This is a genomic window from Aeromonas sp. QDB14 (assembly GCF_027707845.1).
In the GTDB taxonomy this organism is placed as follows: Bacteria; Pseudomonadota; Gammaproteobacteria; order Enterobacterales; family Aeromonadaceae; genus Aeromonas; species Aeromonas caviae.
In genome coordinates this window covers 51,294-66,495 of the sequence record NZ_JAPCJD010000019.1, presented here as the reverse complement: position 1 = coordinate 66,495, position 15,202 = coordinate 51,294, and the positions used below count along the sequence as shown (strand labels likewise).

General features: G+C 65.1%; 19 protein-coding genes. 4 read left to right on the top strand and 15 right to left on the bottom strand.

The window, feature by feature from the left end; translation table 11 throughout:
• Positions 1 to 108 precede the first annotated feature (108 nt).
• Positions 109 to 1,272 carry a flagellin lysine-N-methylase gene (gene fliB / locus PG887_RS08845; protein ID WP_270821504.1) on the top strand — a complete coding sequence of 388 codons (1,164 nt, stop codon included), beginning with the start codon at positions 109 to 111 and terminating at the stop codon, positions 1,270 to 1,272.
• A 60-nt stretch (positions 1,273 to 1,332) separates the two neighbouring features.
• Here fliB and PG887_RS08840 read toward each other — a convergent pair whose 3' ends face one another.
• From PG887_RS08840 to lfgB, 12 genes are all read right to left on the bottom strand, one after another.
• Positions 1,333 to 2,334 (bottom strand): hypothetical protein, encoded by a 1,002-nt coding sequence (locus PG887_RS08840; protein ID WP_270821503.1) that lies wholly within the window; start codon positions 2,332 to 2,334, stop codon positions 1,333 to 1,335.
• Positions 2,335 to 2,353: 19 nt separating this feature from the next.
• Complete coding sequence (gene lfgL / locus PG887_RS08835) at positions 2,354 to 3,253, bottom strand: lateral flagellar hook-associated protein LfgL (protein ID WP_041214013.1); 900 nt, start codon at positions 3,251 to 3,253, stop codon at positions 2,354 to 2,356.
• A 10-nt stretch (positions 3,254 to 3,263) separates the two neighbouring features.
• A complete protein-coding gene (lfgK, locus tag PG887_RS08830; RefSeq protein WP_270821501.1) occupies positions 3,264 to 4,583 on the bottom strand; it encodes a lateral flagellar hook-associated protein LfgK in 1,320 nt (439 codons plus the stop codon).
• Complete coding sequence (locus PG887_RS08825; protein ID WP_270821499.1) at positions 4,583 to 4,981, bottom strand: rod-binding protein; 399 nt, start codon at positions 4,979 to 4,981, stop codon at positions 4,583 to 4,585. The genes lfgK and PG887_RS08825 overlap by 1 nt, the downstream gene beginning before the upstream one ends.
• An 8-nt stretch (positions 4,982 to 4,989) precedes the next feature.
• Positions 4,990 to 6,093, bottom strand: a complete 1,104-nt coding sequence (fgIL, locus tag PG887_RS08820; RefSeq protein WP_209794213.1) for a flagellar basal body P-ring protein FlgI — start codon at positions 6,091 to 6,093, stop codon at positions 4,990 to 4,992.
• An 8-nt stretch (positions 6,094 to 6,101) separates the two neighbouring features.
• A complete protein-coding gene (gene flgH, locus PG887_RS08815; RefSeq protein WP_209794214.1) occupies positions 6,102 to 6,773 on the bottom strand; it encodes a flagellar basal body L-ring protein FlgH in 672 nt (223 codons plus the stop codon).
• The gene (lfgG, locus tag PG887_RS08810) at positions 6,773 to 7,558 is read right to left on the bottom strand and encodes a flagellar basal-body rod protein FlgG (RefSeq protein ID WP_209794215.1); all 786 of its coding nucleotides are present in this window, start codon (positions 7,556 to 7,558) and stop codon (positions 6,773 to 6,775) included. The genes flgH and lfgG overlap by 1 nt, the downstream gene beginning before the upstream one ends.
• 87 nt (positions 7,559 to 7,645) lie before the next feature.
• Positions 7,646 to 8,380: a lateral flagellar basal-body rod protein LfgF gene (gene lfgF / locus PG887_RS08805; protein WP_270821495.1), complete on the bottom strand. Its 735-nt coding sequence runs from the start codon at positions 8,378 to 8,380 to the stop codon at positions 7,646 to 7,648.
• Between the two features lie 10 nt (positions 8,381 to 8,390).
• On the bottom strand, positions 8,391 to 9,584 hold the full coding sequence (gene flgEL, locus PG887_RS08800; RefSeq protein ID WP_270821493.1) for a lateral flagellar hook protein FlgEL: 1,194 nt from the start codon (positions 9,582 to 9,584) through the stop codon (positions 8,391 to 8,393).
• A gap of 18 nt (positions 9,585 to 9,602) precedes the next feature.
• Positions 9,603 to 10,286: a flagellar hook assembly protein FlgD gene (locus PG887_RS08795; protein WP_270821492.1), complete on the bottom strand. Its 684-nt coding sequence runs from the start codon at positions 10,284 to 10,286 to the stop codon at positions 9,603 to 9,605.
• The gene (gene flgCL, locus PG887_RS08790; RefSeq protein ID WP_043762711.1) at positions 10,287 to 10,712 is read right to left on the bottom strand and encodes a lateral flagellar basal body rod protein FlgCL; all 426 of its coding nucleotides are present in this window, start codon (positions 10,710 to 10,712) and stop codon (positions 10,287 to 10,289) included.
• 2 nt (positions 10,713 to 10,714) lie between these two features.
• Positions 10,715 to 11,104 (bottom strand): lateral flagellar basal body rod protein LfgB, encoded by a 390-nt coding sequence (gene lfgB / locus PG887_RS08785; RefSeq protein ID WP_270821491.1) that lies wholly within the window; start codon positions 11,102 to 11,104, stop codon positions 10,715 to 10,717.
• A 61-nt stretch (positions 11,105 to 11,165) separates the two neighbouring features.
• Between lfgB and lfgA the strand changes: the two genes are divergently transcribed.
• The 3 genes from lfgA (at position 11,166) to PG887_RS08770 (ending at position 12,748) form a co-directional block, all read left to right on the top strand.
• On the top strand, positions 11,166 to 11,957 hold the full coding sequence (gene lfgA, locus PG887_RS08780) for a lateral flagellar basal body P-ring formation protein LfgA (RefSeq protein WP_270821490.1): 792 nt from the start codon (positions 11,166 to 11,168) through the stop codon (positions 11,955 to 11,957).
• A 78-nt stretch (positions 11,958 to 12,035) separates the two neighbouring features.
• The gene (gene flgM, locus PG887_RS08775; RefSeq protein ID WP_209794221.1) at positions 12,036 to 12,308 is read left to right on the top strand and encodes a flagellar biosynthesis anti-sigma factor FlgM; all 273 of its coding nucleotides are present in this window, start codon (positions 12,036 to 12,038) and stop codon (positions 12,306 to 12,308) included.
• Entirely contained in the window at positions 12,305 to 12,748 is a 444-nt protein-coding gene (locus PG887_RS08770) for a flagellar protein FlgN (protein ID WP_270821489.1), read from the top strand. The genes flgM and PG887_RS08770 overlap by 4 nt, the downstream gene beginning before the upstream one ends.
• Positions 12,749 to 12,752: 4 nt before the next feature.
• Here PG887_RS08770 and lfiJ read toward each other — a convergent pair whose 3' ends face one another.
• The 3 genes from lfiJ to lfiH are packed head-to-tail and all read right to left on the bottom strand — an operon-like array spanning position 12,753 to position 15,195.
• Positions 12,753 to 13,169, bottom strand: coding sequence for a lateral flagellar protein LfiJ (gene lfiJ, locus PG887_RS08765; protein ID WP_209794223.1), 417 nt, complete (start codon positions 13,167 to 13,169; stop codon positions 12,753 to 12,755).
• Positions 13,170 to 13,178: 9 nt separating this feature from the next.
• Positions 13,179 to 14,510 (bottom strand): lateral flagellar FliI-like assembly ATPase LfiI, encoded by a 1,332-nt coding sequence (gene lfiI / locus PG887_RS08760; protein ID WP_270821488.1) that lies wholly within the window; start codon positions 14,508 to 14,510, stop codon positions 13,179 to 13,181.
• A complete protein-coding gene (gene lfiH / locus PG887_RS08755) occupies positions 14,503 to 15,195 on the bottom strand; it encodes a lateral flagellar assembly protein FliH (protein WP_270821487.1) in 693 nt (230 codons plus the stop codon). Before lfiH ends, lfiI begins: the two co-directional genes overlap by 8 nt.
• Between the last annotated feature and the right edge of the window lie 7 nt (positions 15,196 to 15,202).

The following is a 15,202-nucleotide window of genomic DNA, read 5'->3' as shown; positions in this document are numbered from 1 at the left end:
TGTGTTTGGAGACAGCCAGTTTACCAGCACCCTGTCTGTCAACTTCCACTTCCCCAAGATCCCGCGAAGAACCTTTTAAAACGTCCTCTCTCACTACCGGATGGCGACATGGCTGCTTCGCTCTACACACCGCATTTCGTTCAACATTTCCAGTGCATCGGCGATCGCTGCGAGGACAACTGCTGCCACAGCTGGACCATCAGCATCGACAAGCAGACCTTCCGCAGCTATGAACGCCACCCCGACCCCACGGTCAAATCCCTGAGCAATCTGCACATCATCAAGGTGAAGCAGAGCAACGAGCGCTGGGGGGAGATAAAGCTCGACGAACAGGGCGCCTGCCCCTTCCTCGATGAACACCGCCTGTGCCAGATCCACAGCAAGGCGGGTCCGGATGCCCTGAGTCACACCTGCAAGACCTACCCCAGAGCCCAGACCCGCATCGGCAACCAGCTCAAGAGGTCCCTGATGCTCTCCTGCCCCCAGGTGTGCCGCCAGTTGCTGCTTGACCCCCTGGCGATGCAGACCGAGGTCACCGAGCTCACCCAGCCCCTGCCCTTCGCTCCGCCCCCCTCCAACGCCATGGCGACGTTGCACAGCCTGAGCATTCACGTGCTGGCCGCCACGGATATCCCCGTGGCGATTCGGCTATGGCTGGTCGGCATGCTGATCCACCGGGATCCTGCGCAACTCTCCCACGAGGCCTTCCTCGATCAGGTGGCGGTACTGGCCGAACGCGGGGAGCTCAACACCATGTTCGAGCAGTTGCCCGCCCTGCCCAGACTGCAGTGGTGGGGCCTCAGAACCATGACCCACCAGTTGCTGGCCTATTCCCAGGGGAGACGGGGGCGGCAGACCATGCAGGTCTGCCTCGACAAGATCAACGAGGTACTGGAGGGAACCTACGACGAGGACAAGCTTGCACACCTGCAGCAAGTCTGGCACGACAGGGTCGCCCCCTTCCTGGCCAGCCATCCCCAGATCCTGGACAACTACCTGCTCTACTACGTCTATCACCACAACTTCCCGCTGCAGCAGGGCGACAAGTGCCAGGCATATCAACTGCTGGTGGTCGACTACTTCCTGCTGCGCAACTACCTCTGCCTGCTGGCCATGGACAAGGAGCTGGACGAGCAGGACGTGGTCAACCTCTTCTACAGCTACCACACCATACGCCAGCACAATGCGAGTTTTATCAAGACCATAGAACAGGGGCTCAACGACTCCGGCTTCGCGTCGGACATCTCCCTGTACGCCCTGCTCAAGCCCTGAAAACAGAAAACCGCCAGCGAGCTGCATGGCGGTTTTCTGTCGTGAACGGGACCTGGCACCCTAGGTGAGCAGCGCCACCACGTTCTGGCGCGAGACGTTGGCCTGGGCAAGCAGACCGGACATGGTCCCCATGAAGCCCCCTTCCTTGAGCTGGAGGCTGAGCTTGCCCTGCAACTGGACCAGCTCCTCCTGCTGCAGGTTCTGGCTGCGTGACTTCACCCGATCGAGCTGCTTCACCATCCGCTGGCGAAACTGCTTGAGCTCGCGCACCGACTGCTCTATCTCCCCGAGCAGTCGCTTCAGCCGTTGCTGCTCCTGTTTGATCTCCCCCTTGTCGAGCCCCTCGCCGAGCTGGGTCAACTGCCCCGCCTTTGGCTTGAACTGCACGGGTACCGGGTTGCCGGCGGGAATGCGGATGCCCTCGCCGCTCAGCAGCACGGGTTCATCCAGCTTGCGCCTGTGCTGATCCGGCACGCTCAGCTCCAGCTTGCCCAGCTCGTTCAGGCGCGCCTGGATATGCTCCTTGCGCAGCGCGCGATCCAGACGGGCGGCCGCCTCCGCTTCACTGGCATCGGCGGGCAGCAGCACCTCGACGGCGCTGCTGGTCTGAGGGAAGGAGAAGACGAGACGCTCGGCACTCGCCCTTGGGCTCAGCAGATCGAGCCGCTCCGCGCTGTAGTGCACCCTGCTGTCCGTGGCCGACGCCAGCAAGCGTGGCCTGAGCTCGCTCGTCAGTGGCGCCTGCGGCTGGGTCAGCTTCTCTTCCAGTACCTTGAGACTGGAGACCAGATCCCCGCTCGCCGCCTTCTGCTGGCCGAGCTGCTGCTCCAGGCGCTTCAGCTCGCCCCACACCTGGCTCAGGGCCTGCTCGCCCCCCTGGGCATGGGCGATGCGCTGCTGCGCCGTGCCGATCAGGGCCCAGCGATCCAGCCGGATGACATTGGGCTGGCGTTCATTGCGAGGAGTCTGGGGAGAAGTAGCCTGGGCAGTCGAACGACCTTGCAACCTGGGTTGGGCCGGCGTTTCGACCACGCTCCCCGGACGGGTTTGTTGAATCTGCATCCTGGCTCCTTAGACAGATTTAGGGCATGTAGTTGAACAGGCTCAGGCCATTCACCTTGGCGAAGGCCTGCTGTTGCACCTGCAGAGCCATCAGCACATGCGCCTGCTGGGTCACGGCCCCCGCGTAGTCGAGGGACTCTATCTGATTGCTCACTTCCTTGCTATAGGTGCTCTTCTCGGCATGACCCTCGTCCACCTGATCCAGCAGATTGATGCGCGCCCCTATGGTGCTCACCATCTGGCTGATGTCATCCTGCAGGGTCTTGCTGCGATCCAGCATGGCTCTGGCCTGATCCGCCGCATCCGGTGCGCCGGCATCGAAGGCCGCCACCATGTCGTCCAGCTGCTTGAAGAAATCCCCGTTCTGGATGAACAGGCTGTCTGCGGTCTGGTTGAGGGACACCGTCACCCCCCGGGCAATCTCCACCTCCCGCACCAGGGCATCCCCCTGATAGAGATAGCCGCCACCCGGACCCTGGACGATGGGGGTCTTGTCCACCTGGCTGCCGCTGAACAGGCTTGAACCGTTCTCGTTGCGGGCATTGGCGAGATCCAGCAGTCCCTCCTTGATGATGGCCGCCTCGCTGGACACCGCCCGGCGATCGTCCTCGGAGAGGGAACCGTTGGCTGCCGTCTGGGTCAGCTCCCGCAACCGGCTCAGCATGTTGGTCATGGTCTCGAACTGCAGCTCCCCCTGGGATAGCTGGCTCTTGGCATTGGCGATGTTCTTCTGGTACTGGGCCATGGCCACCTGCTCTTTCTTCAGACCGAGCAGTTGCACGCTGCCCACGGGATCGTCCGAAGGCTGCAGGATCCGCTTGTTGGAGGAGATCTGGCGATCCAGCCGGGCGTAGTCGCCAAAGCCCCGCTGCAGGTTGTCGAGCATGCTGAGCTGGATCTGGTTGGTGCTGATGCGCATGCGGACTCCGTCAGAACATGTTGAGAATGGAATTGAAGAGTTGATCCGAGGTGCTGATCACCTTGGCATTGGCCTGATACGCCTTGGTGTAGGCCATCACTTTGACCCCTTCCTCATCGAGGTTGACGCCGCTCACGCTGCTGAGCTTGGTGGCGAGCTGTTTCTCCATGTTGGCATCGGCCTCCATGGTCGCCTTGGCCTGACCGCTCTGCACCGCCATCTTGCCAAGCAGGGCGCTGTAGGCATCGTACTGATCATCCTTGATGGTCAGCAGCTCCTGCAGGTTGCGGTTGTCGCCGTTGCCGCCCCCCGCCTTGGCGAAGGCGAGGTGATCCCCGGTAAAGCCGTCGGCCACCTTGAGGGTGCCGGAGGGATTGAGGGGGTCGTAGCTGAACAGGGGTTTGCCGGGATCGCCGTTCAGATCGACGCCACCCGCCTGCTTGGCGTTGAAGTCATCCGCCAGCTTCTTCGCGATCTGGTTCAGCTCGTCGCGCAGGGGGCGCAGCACTGTGGTGCGATATTCCAGCACGCCCGCCAGGGTGCCGCCCTGAAGTCTGGGGACCTCGAAGGATTGCGGCCCGAAGCTCAGGCTCAGGGTGTCGCCGGCCAGAGAGAGGGTGCTGCTGCTGCCGGCCAGCACCAGGGGCTGGCCCTGGGGCAGGCTCAGGGAGAAGGAGCCGTCGCTCTGACGGTTGACCCGCACCTCCATGAAGGTCGACAGCTCACGCACTATCTGCTCGCGGCTGTCTTCCAGCGCCGAGGTGTTGACCCCTTTGGAAGCCTGCTCGCCGATCTGGGTGTTGAGCTCCGCCACCTGTTTGAGATAGCTGTTGACCTGGGTGATGGTGCTGCCGAGCTGATCGTCGATCTGCTTCTCCTGGGTCAGCAGGCTCTCGTTCAACTGGCCGAACCGGTTGGCCAGCGCCCCGGCCGAGCTGACGATCTGGCTGCGCTGGGCCGGCGTCTCCGGACTGTCGAGGGCGGCACTCAGGGAGGCGAAGAAGCTGTCCAGCCCCTTGGCGATGTTCATGGACTCGCTGCCGAGCAGCTGCTCCGTGGTGTTGATGTACTGGTGAAACGCATAGGAGGCGCCGGTCGATGAGCGGCTGCGCCAGTGCTGGGACACCAGGTAGTCATCGGTGATCCTGCGAACCCCGGTCACCTCGACCCCCATGCCGTTGTCCAGCCGGCCGAAGCCCGACAGGCTGCCCATCATGGCCTCCTGGCGGCTATAACCGACGGTGTTGACGTTGGCGATATTCTGGGCGGTGACGTTGAGCGCGATCTGCGCCGCGTTGAGTCCGCTAAAACCGATATTGAGCAGCGACATCAGTCAACTTTCCTCATTTTTGCCGAATTCAGAGGCTGACTGAAAGCAGCCAGGGTCTGAGGTTCTGAAGCGACCACAGACTCGGCATTCTTTAATGTGGGGGCCAGTTGATTGACCATCTGCTCCTTGAGCCCCAGTCCGCCGCGCTTGACCAGGCTCATCGCGAGCTGGCTGTCGTACATGTCGCGGTAGAGGGACTCCCCCTTGATGATCCTCTCCTCGTCGTCCTGCAGGGCGTCGGAGGCCGAGCGCATGTGCTTGAGCACCGTCTGCAGGAAGCTCACCTCGAACTGGCCGGCCGCCGCCTCCAGGGCCGCACGCTGATCCGGGTTGCTCTTTATCTGCTGCAACTCGTTGAGATCCTGATAGAAACCAGGCTCGGATGTAATTCTGGTCATAGAGATCCTTAGATGACCACCAGCTCGCCTTCGAGGGCGCCCGCCTCGTCGAGGGCTTGCAGAATGGCCATGACATCGTCCGGGGTCGCCCCCAGGGAATTCACCGCCTTGACGATCACCTCCAGGGAGGTGCCATCCGGCCAGACAAACATGTTGTTGCGCTCCCGGTCAACCTGAACCTGGGAGTTGGGCGTCGTGGTGGTCCGGCCGTTGGAGAAGGCATTGGGCTGGCTCACCGTCTGGCTCTCGCCGATCGTCACCGTCAGGCTGCCGTGGCTGACCGCCGCCTTGTGCACCTTGACCCCCTGCCCCATGACGACGGTGCCGGTGCGGCTGTTGAAGACGACGCGCGGCCGCTCCTTGCCCATGTCGATCTCGATATCCTGCAGCAGGGCCATGAAGGAGATGCGCTGACTCTCGTCGCGCGGGGCCGCGATCTGGATGCGACCGGCGCTGACCGCCTTGGCGACGGGACCGAGCTGGCGGTTGATCTCCCGCTCCACGTTGCGGGCCGTCTTGAAATTCGGTTGATGGAGGTTGAGGGTGACTTCCGGCTTGTCCGAGAAGTTGCTGGCCGCCTCCCGCTCTATGATGGCCCCGTTCGGGATGATGCCGGCGGTCGGCACGTTGATGGTGACGGAGGAGCCGGACTGCCCCTCGGCCTTGACCCCGGCCACCACCAGGTTGCCCTGGGCGACCGCATAGACCTCGCCGTCGATGCCGCGCATGGGGGTCAGCAGCAGGGAGCCGCCCCGCAGGCTCTTGGCGTCGCCGATGGAGGTGACGGTCACGTCCACCAGTTGCCCCTTGCCCGCCAGCGCCGGCAGGGTCGCCTGCACGGAGACGGCGGCCACGTTCTTGAGCTTGGGGTCGATGTCATCGGGCAGCTGCACGCCGAACTGCTTGAGCATGTTGGTCATGGACTGGCCGGTGAACTTGACCTGGCTGCGATCCCCGGTGCCGGAGAGGCCGACCACCAGACCGTAGCCCACCAGCTGGTTGGTGCGCATCCCCTGCACATCGGCGATGTCCAGCAGGGCCCGCTTGGCGGGTGCGGCGGCGGCAATGCCCGGCAGCAGGCAGCAGAGCAAGGCGATACACCATCTGTTCATTGGAGTCCTCACAGGGGGGCGAAGGCGGAGCTGAAGAAACGCGCCAGCCAGCCCATCTGGTTGCTGTCGGCGAGGGCGCCGCGACCCGCATAGGTGATGCGGGCGTCGGCGATGCGCTGGGAGGAGATGCGGTTGCTCTGGTCGATGTCCTCGACCCGCACCATGCCCCCCAGACGGATGTACTCATCCCCCTGGTTGAGGCGGATCCACTTCTCCCCCCGGATCCCCAGCACCCCGTTCGGCATCACCTCGGCCACGGTGACAGTAATTGCCCCCGCCAATGTGTTCTGCTGGCTGGAAGTGGCGCCACCGTCGAAGTCCCGGTCTGCGCTGACCGAGGCGCCCCAGTCGGGCCGCGACACGCCGCCGATGGAGGGGGCCGGTACATTGATGCTGCTGGCCTTGTTCATACTGGTGTTGGCCTTCTTGCTGGACTGGGTGCGCTCCTCCAGCATCACGGTCAGGATGTCGCCCACCCGGTAGGCGCGACGGTCCTGGAACAGGGTCATCATGTAATCGTTACGATAGAGGCTGCCATCCTCCCCCACCCCAGCCTTCGTCATCTCGGAGCGGGAGGGGGCCCACTTCTCGTCGCCGGGTTCCGGGGCCTGCAACTCATAGGTGGAGCAGCCCCCCAGCAGTAGGCAGAGCACGGCACAACGCCACAGCGCACTCATCATCACAGGGCCTGGGTCACGAACTTGAGCATCTGATCGGCGGAGGAGACCACCTTGGCGTTCATCTCGTAGGCGCGCTGGGTGGTGATCATGTCCACCATCTCTTCCACCACGTTGACGTTGGAGCTCTCCAGGGTGAACTGCTTGATGGCCCCCATGGCCTCTTCACCCGGCACCCCTTCGATGGCCTCGCCGGAGGCACCGGTCGCCCGGTAGAGGTTGCCCCCCAGGGCTTCCAGGCCGGCCGGGTTGGAGAAGTTGGTCAGGGTGATGCGCCCCAGCTCCACGTTCTCCTGCTGTCCCGGCAGGGTGGCGCTCACGGTGCCGTCGGTGCCGATGGCGATCTTGGTGGCGTTGTCCGGGATCTGGATCTGCGGCAGCATGGGCAGGCCGTCGGCGTTGACCAGCAGCCCTTCCGCGTTGCGGTGCCACTGGCCGTTGCGGGTGTAGGCGGTCTCGCCATCCGGACGCTCGACGCTGAAGAAGCCCGCACCCACCACCGCCATGTCCAGATCCTGGTTGGTGTTCTGGAACTGGCCCGGGGTGAACACTTTCTGGGTGCCGACCACCCGCACCCCGTTCCCCATCTGGATGCCGATGGGAGACAGGTTCTGCTGATCCTGCTGGGCCCCCGGCTGGCGCTGGACCTGATAGAACAGATCCTCGAACGCCACCCGATCGCGCTTGAAGCCGACTGTGTTGACGTTGGCCAGGTTGTTGGAAATGCTGGCCATCTTGGCATCCTGTGCCGACAGACCCGTCTTGCTCACCCAAAGCGCTGCATGCATCTTCGTCTCTCCACCCTTCATGGGAGGGCGCCTGGCGCCCTCATCAAGTTAGTGCAGGGACGGCCACACCGACCCTGCGTCATTCTGTCAGCCCTGGCCGGAAATCAGCCTGGCCCCCTGTCTCGCCTGCTCGTCCGCCGTCTTCATCAGCTTCACCTGCAGCTCGAAGTTGCGGGTCAGGGACATGCTGCCGATCAGCTCGTCCACCGCGTTCACGTTGGCCCCCTCGAGGAAGCCGGACGCCAGCACCACCTGCTCGCTGATCTCCGCATCGCCGCCCTGGCGCTGGCGGAACAGGCCATCCTGCCCCTTCACCAGCTCGGCCGGATCCGGGTTGACCAGCTTGAGCCGGCCCACATCCAGCCGGGCGCCGCCCCCCGGCGGGGTGATGCTGAGGGAACCGTCCTTGCCAAAACTCAGATCCCGATAGGCAGGCAGCACCATCTCGCCGCCATCCCCGAGCACGGGGCGACCGTTGAGGGTCAGCAGTCCCTCACCGTCCACCTCCAGGTTGCCGGCGCGGGTGTAGGCCTCCTTGCCGTCCGCGGTCTGCACGGTGAGAAACCCCTCGCCGCGGATCGCCACGTCCAGCTTGCGGCCGGTCTGCATCAGGGCGCCCGCCCGAAAATCGGTGCCCGCTTGCTCCTCCCTGGCCATGACCCGGCTCTGGTAGCCGTCACCGGTCAGGGCGTAGGCGGAGGCCCGCTCGAAATCGGCCCGAAAGCCTGCGGTATTGACGTTGGCCAGGTTGTTGGCCCGGATCTGCTGGGCCATCAGGGTGTGTTGCGCCCCCGACATGGCGGTATAGATAAGCTTTTCCACGCATCACGCCTTAGAAGGAGTTGAACAGAACCTGGGTCATCTTGTCCGCCGAGCTGATGGTCTTGGCGTTGGCCTGGTAGTTGCGCTGGGAGGTCATCAGGCTCACCAGTTCGCCGGTCAGATCCACGTTGGAGGCCTCGTAGGCCCCCGCCGTCAGGCCGCCCAGGGTACCGGTGCCCGGCGCCCCCAGCACGGGCTGGCCCGAGCTGAACGACTGCTGCCAGGTGGTGTTGTTGGCCTGCAGCAAGCCGTTGGGGTTGGCGAAGTTCGCCATCACCACCTGACCCTGGAGCAGGCTCTGGCCGTTGGTGAAGGTGGCGTAGACACCGCCGTCTGCATCGACACGCACCCCGGTCAGATCCCCGGCGGTATAGCCGTTGGACTGGTTGCGGGTGGCGTTGAAGTCGGAGGCATACTGGCTGACCTTGGTCAGATCGGCGGTGAGAGCGATGGGCTCGGCCCCTGCGGGCGCCAGGTTCAGCACGGGCGCCGTGGTCGGGGACTTCAGGGTGCCGTTGGTGTTGAACGCCATGGCCACCGGGGTGCCGGTCTGGGTGCCGTTGAAGGCGTAGTTGACCTGCCAGGTGTTCTCGCCCGTCTTCACGAAGTACTGGGTCAGGGTGTGCTCGACCCCGAGGGAGTCGTACACCTTGCTGGACTGGGAGTAGCTGAAGCTGTCGGATTTCGCAGGGTCGAACGGGTGTACCGCCTGATCGATGATGCTGGCGTCCGCCTTGAGGTTCGCCACGAACTCCAGGGTGTCGGAGGGCTTGGCGGGCAGGTTGCCGGTCTTGACCTGGATATCCCCCACCACGCCGGACTGCAGCTCCCCCGCCTCGTTGGTGATGTAGCCCTGCAGACGGGTGCCGCTGGCCGTGGTCAGGTAGTTGCTGGTGTCCCGCTGGAACATGCCGGCCCGGGTGTAGGAGGTCTGGCCGTTGCCATCCTTGAGGACGAAGAAGCCGTTGCCGGAGATCGCCAGATCCAGCCCGCGCCCGGTCCGGGTCACGTCGCCGCTGCGATCGAAGTTCTGGGAGACGTTGTTCATCTCCACGCCGCCGGCCTGGCCGCCGCCGTAGATGGCGGCAAATTCGGCACGGCTGGACTTGAAGCCGGCGGTGCTGGCGTTGGCCACGTTGTTGCTGATGACGCTCAATTCCTGGTTGACGGCGCGCAGGCCGCTCAGTCCGATACTAAAAGACACAGTGTCGCTCCTTTCTGATTACGCCGACTTGCCAAACTGGACGGCGCTGAACAGGGGAACATCCCCGACGCCCGCCACTTGCAACATGATTTCGCCCGTGCCGGGCAGGCTGACGCGCTCCACCCGGCTGGCCACATAGTTCTTGGTGGTGGTGGCCACCCCGGCGAGGGAAGCCTTCACCTCGAAGCTGTACTCGCCGGCCGGCAAGGCCGGCAGCTCGTAATCCAGCGCCCCCGCCTTGCTCTCGCCCCAGCTCTTGGTCGCGACCAGGGTGCCGTGCTTGTCATAGACCTTCAGCTCAACCGCATCGGCCGCACCGGCCAGCTCCACCTGACCGCGGATGGCACTCTCTTTCTGTTGTTCCAGGGTCTGGCTCGGCACCATCACCTCCTTGTCGATGAGGTCGGTGCTCTGCAGCACCTGCTGGGTATCCATCATGTTGATGGACTTCTGCTGCAGCACCTTGAGCCCCTCGACCCCTTCCACCATGCTGAACTGCGCCAACTGGGTGACGTACTGGGCGCCATCCAGCGGGTTGGTGGGATCCTGGTTCTGGATCTGGGCCACCATCATCTGCAGGAATTCGTTGCGCAGCTGGACTCCCTGCCCCTCTCCGGTGCCGTTGGCGGCGATCTCCGGGGTGGCCGAGTACTGGCTGGTGCTGCGGGCGGTATCCAGACCGCTGACTTGTGGCAGGCTCATTTATGCCCCCTGGCCGAGGCGCAGCAGCCCCTGCTGCATGCTGTTGATGCGGTTGATCACCTCCACCGAGGTCTCGAAGCCCCGGGAGGCGCTCATCATGTCCGCCATCTCCTCCACCGCGTTGACGTTGGAGTAGTAGACAAAGCCGTCGCCGTCGGCCAGGGGATTGGTCGGCTCGAGGCGCTTCTCGACCTGGCGGTCGGACTGGACGATGCCGGCGATCTGCACCTGGGCGGCTCCCAGCCCCTCGGCCTCCTGGACCCGCTGGTACAGGGTGGAGAAGACGGGCTTGATGGCGCGAAACGCGGCCTCCTCGCTGCCGGCGGCGCTGTCGACGTTGGCCAGGTTGGAGGCCACGGTGTCGAGGCGGACGGTCTGCGCCCGCATGGCGCTGCCGGCGATGTCATAGATTCGGTTGAACGACATGATTAACGGCCCTCGATCGCCTTGGCGATCCCGGTGATTTTCATATTCAGGAAGGTGAGGCTGGTCTGGAAGTCGGTGGCATTGCTGGCAAACTTGCTCTGCTCCACGCTGAGCTCGGCGGTGTTGCCATCCATGGAGACCTGGTAGGGGATGCGGTAGAGGGGATGCTGCATGTCGTTGTCCACGGCGTCCTGACGAATGGCGCCGCCAGACTCCCCGGCGGCCACCTGTCCGGCGACACGGCCGAGGATCGCCTTGTAATCCACATCCCGCGCCAGATAGCCTGGGGTATCCACATTGGCCAGATTCCCTGCCAGAATACGGGCCCTGTCCGCCCGCACATCCAAGGCATAGGGATGGACGCCAAGCGCGCTGTCAAATGAGATACTCATGCTTCATCCTTCTTGTGAACCAGTCAGACCGGTGCATCCTTTATCAAGACTCATGCCAATCATGAAAACCCGTGATTTCCGCTGGTCAGGCCATCTCCCATGGCGGGCGGGGCGGACAAAGGGGGAAGCAATGTTTCCCATATGGAAGCGGGCAGGCCTGCTCGCCCTGCTGATCCTGGCGCTGCCCCTGCGGGCCGAGCCGATCTCCCTGGCGCAGCGGCTGAGCGATGGCCTGACGGCGGATGCGACGGCGGCCCTCGACGACTACCTGCACCGGCAGGGCTGGCCACAGACCAAAGCCGACTATCAGGTCTGGCTCTCCCCCGCCGTGGCCCACCTGCCCGACTGCCGGCAGGCGGTGCGCTATCAGGCCGGGGGGCAGTATCGCCAGCCCTGGGGAAGGCGCCCCTATCTGGTGGAGTGCACTGAGCCGGCCTGGCAGCTTCGGGCTCGGGTGGAGGTGACCCTGATGCTGCCGGTCTGGGTGACGGCAAGGGAGATCCAGAAGGGGCAGACCATAGGGCCGGGGGATCTGGTCGAGAAGTCTCTCGAGGTCAGCCGGCTGCAGCGGGGCTTCGTCCCCAGCAACGACGACCTGGTGGGCAGCAAGAGCACGCGCCATCTCAGGATGGGGCAGCTGATCGGCGAGCTCGACCTGCAGCAGGCCTGGGCCGTTCGCACGGGGGAAGGGGTGCTGATCCGGGCGGGGCAGCCGGGCTTTTCCGCCACCACCCGTGGCCAGGCGCTGGCGAACGGCGCCATCGGAGAAGGGATCCGGGTCAGAAACCTCGGCTCGGGCAAGGAGATCCAGGCCTGGGTGATCGACAAGGGGGAGGTCGAAACCCGTTTTTAGCCCACAAAAGGCGAGTTTGATTCAAGTTCGGCCGCCTTCGGGTCGCCTGTCAGAGAGAGACCACCAGGAATTCACGTTATGAAAATCACACGCACCGACCCTATCTACGTTCAACCCCAGTCGCAGCGCAAGGCCGATGCCGCGCCCGCAGCCCAGCCACGGGCCAGCCAGGGGGACGCCAGGATCAGCGCCACGGCCCAGACCATCAATCAGGCGAGGGCCGAGCTGGCCTCCACCTCCGACGTGGACATGGAGAAGGTGAACCAGATCCGCCAGGCCATCGCCGAAGGCCGGCTCGAGCTCGACATGGATGCCCTGGGCCAGGCCATCCTGGACATGCACCGCCGATGACCATGACCCCCAGGCTGAGGGTCCAGCAGTTGATCGTCGGCATCCAGCAGGATTGTGGCCGCTACGCCGAGCTGCAGCAGCTGCTGCTCAACCAGTACCGCCTGCTGGCCAGCCACGACGTGGACGGGCTGGCGGCGCACAACCAGCAGCAGACCCGGGTGATGAGCGAGATCCAGCAGCAGGTCCAGCTGCGCTGCCAGCACCTGAGGGCCCTGGGCCTCAAGCCCGACGAGCAGGGCATGGCGACCCTCATCGGCAAGCTGCCCGCTCCGCTGCAACAAAGGGTCGGCGAGCAATGGCAGACGCTCGAGCTGTTGCTGCGGCAGTGCCAGCGCCAGAACGAACAGAATGGCCGCCTGCTGGCGGGGCAGATCGAGACCATCCATACCCTGCTGGGCCAGGAATCCGCCTATGGCAGGCAGGAACACTTCCCCGACTGAACCCTCACTTCCCCTGCAGGGCGCGATGGCGCAGCGCGGCGAGCTCGTCCAGCTGACGCTGCTCCCCTGACTCCTGGCGCTGGCGTGCCGCCAGGGCCCGTTTGTCCAGCAGCAGCTCCAGCCCCTTGACCCGACCAAACTGCCTGATCAGCTGCCCCTCGTGGTGCGCCAGATCCTGGCTGGCCAGGGCACACTGCTGCTGCTGGTGCGCCAGCAGGTGGCGAAGCTGCCCCTGCATCTGCTGCTTGTTCTGCCACAGCAGGGGGTGGAAGCTGGCGGCGCCCGGCTGCATCGTCTCGATGACCTCCTGCAGTTTCAGGGCCCTGCGCTCCTCCCGCTGCGCCACTTCCCGCAGGCGCTGGCGCTCCTTGCCCATGGCGTCCAGCGCATCCTGTTGCAGGCCGAGGTAGGATTTCAGCATGCCGCGTCCTTAAGCCCTGCCGAGCACTTGTTTCAACCCGGCCATCACCTGGGTGATGGGGGTCTCCTCGTGCAGGCCCTGCTGCAGGAAGCCGGCGATGGCGGGATAGCGCTGGACCGCCTCATCCATCTGGGGATCGGCCCCCGGCTGGTAGCCCCCCAGCGGCAGCAGCTCGCGCACCTGCTGATAGCGGCCCCACAGCTGGCGCAGGTTCACCGCCAGGGTCTGCCATTCTGGCGGCACCACCTGGGGCATCACCCGGCTCACCGAGGCGCCGATGTCGATGGCCGGGTAGTGTCCCTCTTCCGCCAGGCGGCGCGTCAGCACTATGTGACCGTCGAGAATGGCCCTGGCCGAATCCACCACTGGGTCCTGCTGATCATCCCCTTCCGCCAGCACTGTGTAGAAGGCGCTCAGGCTGCCGTCCGGATGGGTGCCGTTGCCCGCCCGCTCCACCAGCTGGGTCAGCATGCTGAACACCGAGGGCGGATAACCCCGGGTCGCGGGAGGCTCGCCGATCGCCAGGGCTATCTCCCGCTGGGCCTGGGCGTAGCGGGTCAGGGAGTCCATCAGCAGCAGCACGTCCTGCCCCTGCTCGCGGAAATATTCGGCGATGCGGTGGCACAGCTGGGCGGCCCGCAGCCGCATCAGGGGGGACTGGTCTGCCGGGGCCGCAATGACCACGGCGCGGGCCAGCCCCTCGCTCCCCAGGCTGTGCTCGATGAACTCCCGCACCTCCCGACCCCGCTCGCCGATGAGCCCCACCACCACGATGCGGGCGCTGGTGTTGCGGGTCATCATGCCTAGCAGCATGCTCTTGCCCACCCCGGAACCTGCAAACAGCCCCAGGCGCTGGCCCTTGCCCACGGTCAGCAGGCCGTTGATGGCACGGATGCCCACGTCGAGCGGTTCGCGCACCGGGGTGCGCAGCAGGGGGTTGGGAGGGGAGGAAAACAGCGGCACCCGCACCCCTTCCTCTTTCAGGGGACGGCCGTCCAGGGGCTGCAGCAGGCCGTCGAGCACCCGGCCAAGCAGGTGCTCGCCGACCCGGATGGTCTCCTCCCCGTCGACGGGCAGGACCCGGGCACCGGCATAGAGGCCGCTCATGGGCTGGAGCGGCATCAGGTAGGAGATATCCCGGTTGAAGCCGACCACCTCGGCCAGCAGGGCGGTCCCGGTGGCCGTCTCCACCTCGCAGCGCTGCCCCATGATGAGCTGGCACCCCACAACTTCCAGGGTCAGCCCGGTGACGCGCACCAGCCTGCCGTAACGGCGAAACCCCGGGACCTCCTCCAGGCTGTCGAGGGCCGAGGTCAGCGCCTGCTGCAGCGCCTCATGCATCCTGCGGCAGCTCCAGGGTCTGGTTGAGCTGCTCGATACAGCGGCCGAGCCGCTCCCCCGTGTTGATCTCGATCACAGCTGTGCGGGTCTCGATCCGCGCGTCGCCGACCGCCAGCGCCGGGTCCACCTGCAGCGGCCACTTCTCGCAGCGGGTCACCCCCTGCTCGATCAGCCGCTGTCTGTCCCCCTCGTTGAGGTAGATCACCAGCTCCTCCGGCTCGCTCGGCAGGCTGGCCATGGCCTGCTCCACCTGATGGAGCACCTGCTGGGGATTGAGGGTGAATTCGGCCTGGATCACCCGCCTGGCCACCTGGGCGACCAGCTGGGCCACCAGGGCCTTCTGCTCCAGCATCCGGGCCCGGGTCAGGGACTCCCACTGCTGCTGCAACCTGGCGAAGGGGATCATGGCCTGATCGAAGGCGGCGCGCCCCTCGGTCAGCCCCTGGGCCAGGCCGCGCACCTGACCCTGCTGCAGCCCCTTGGCTTCCCCCTCGATGAGGCCGCTGGCCAGCCCCTGCTGGTAGCCGGACTGGTACCCTTCGGCCTGCCCCTGCTCCAGCCCCTGCTGATAGCCGTATTCGAACTCTTCCTGCTGGCTCCTGGCCTCTTCCCCGCTCTGTCCCAGCGCCGGGAAACGGTAGAGACGGGTGGCCCCGGCCGCCAGTTTGCGAACATGCTGACTCATGCCTGTC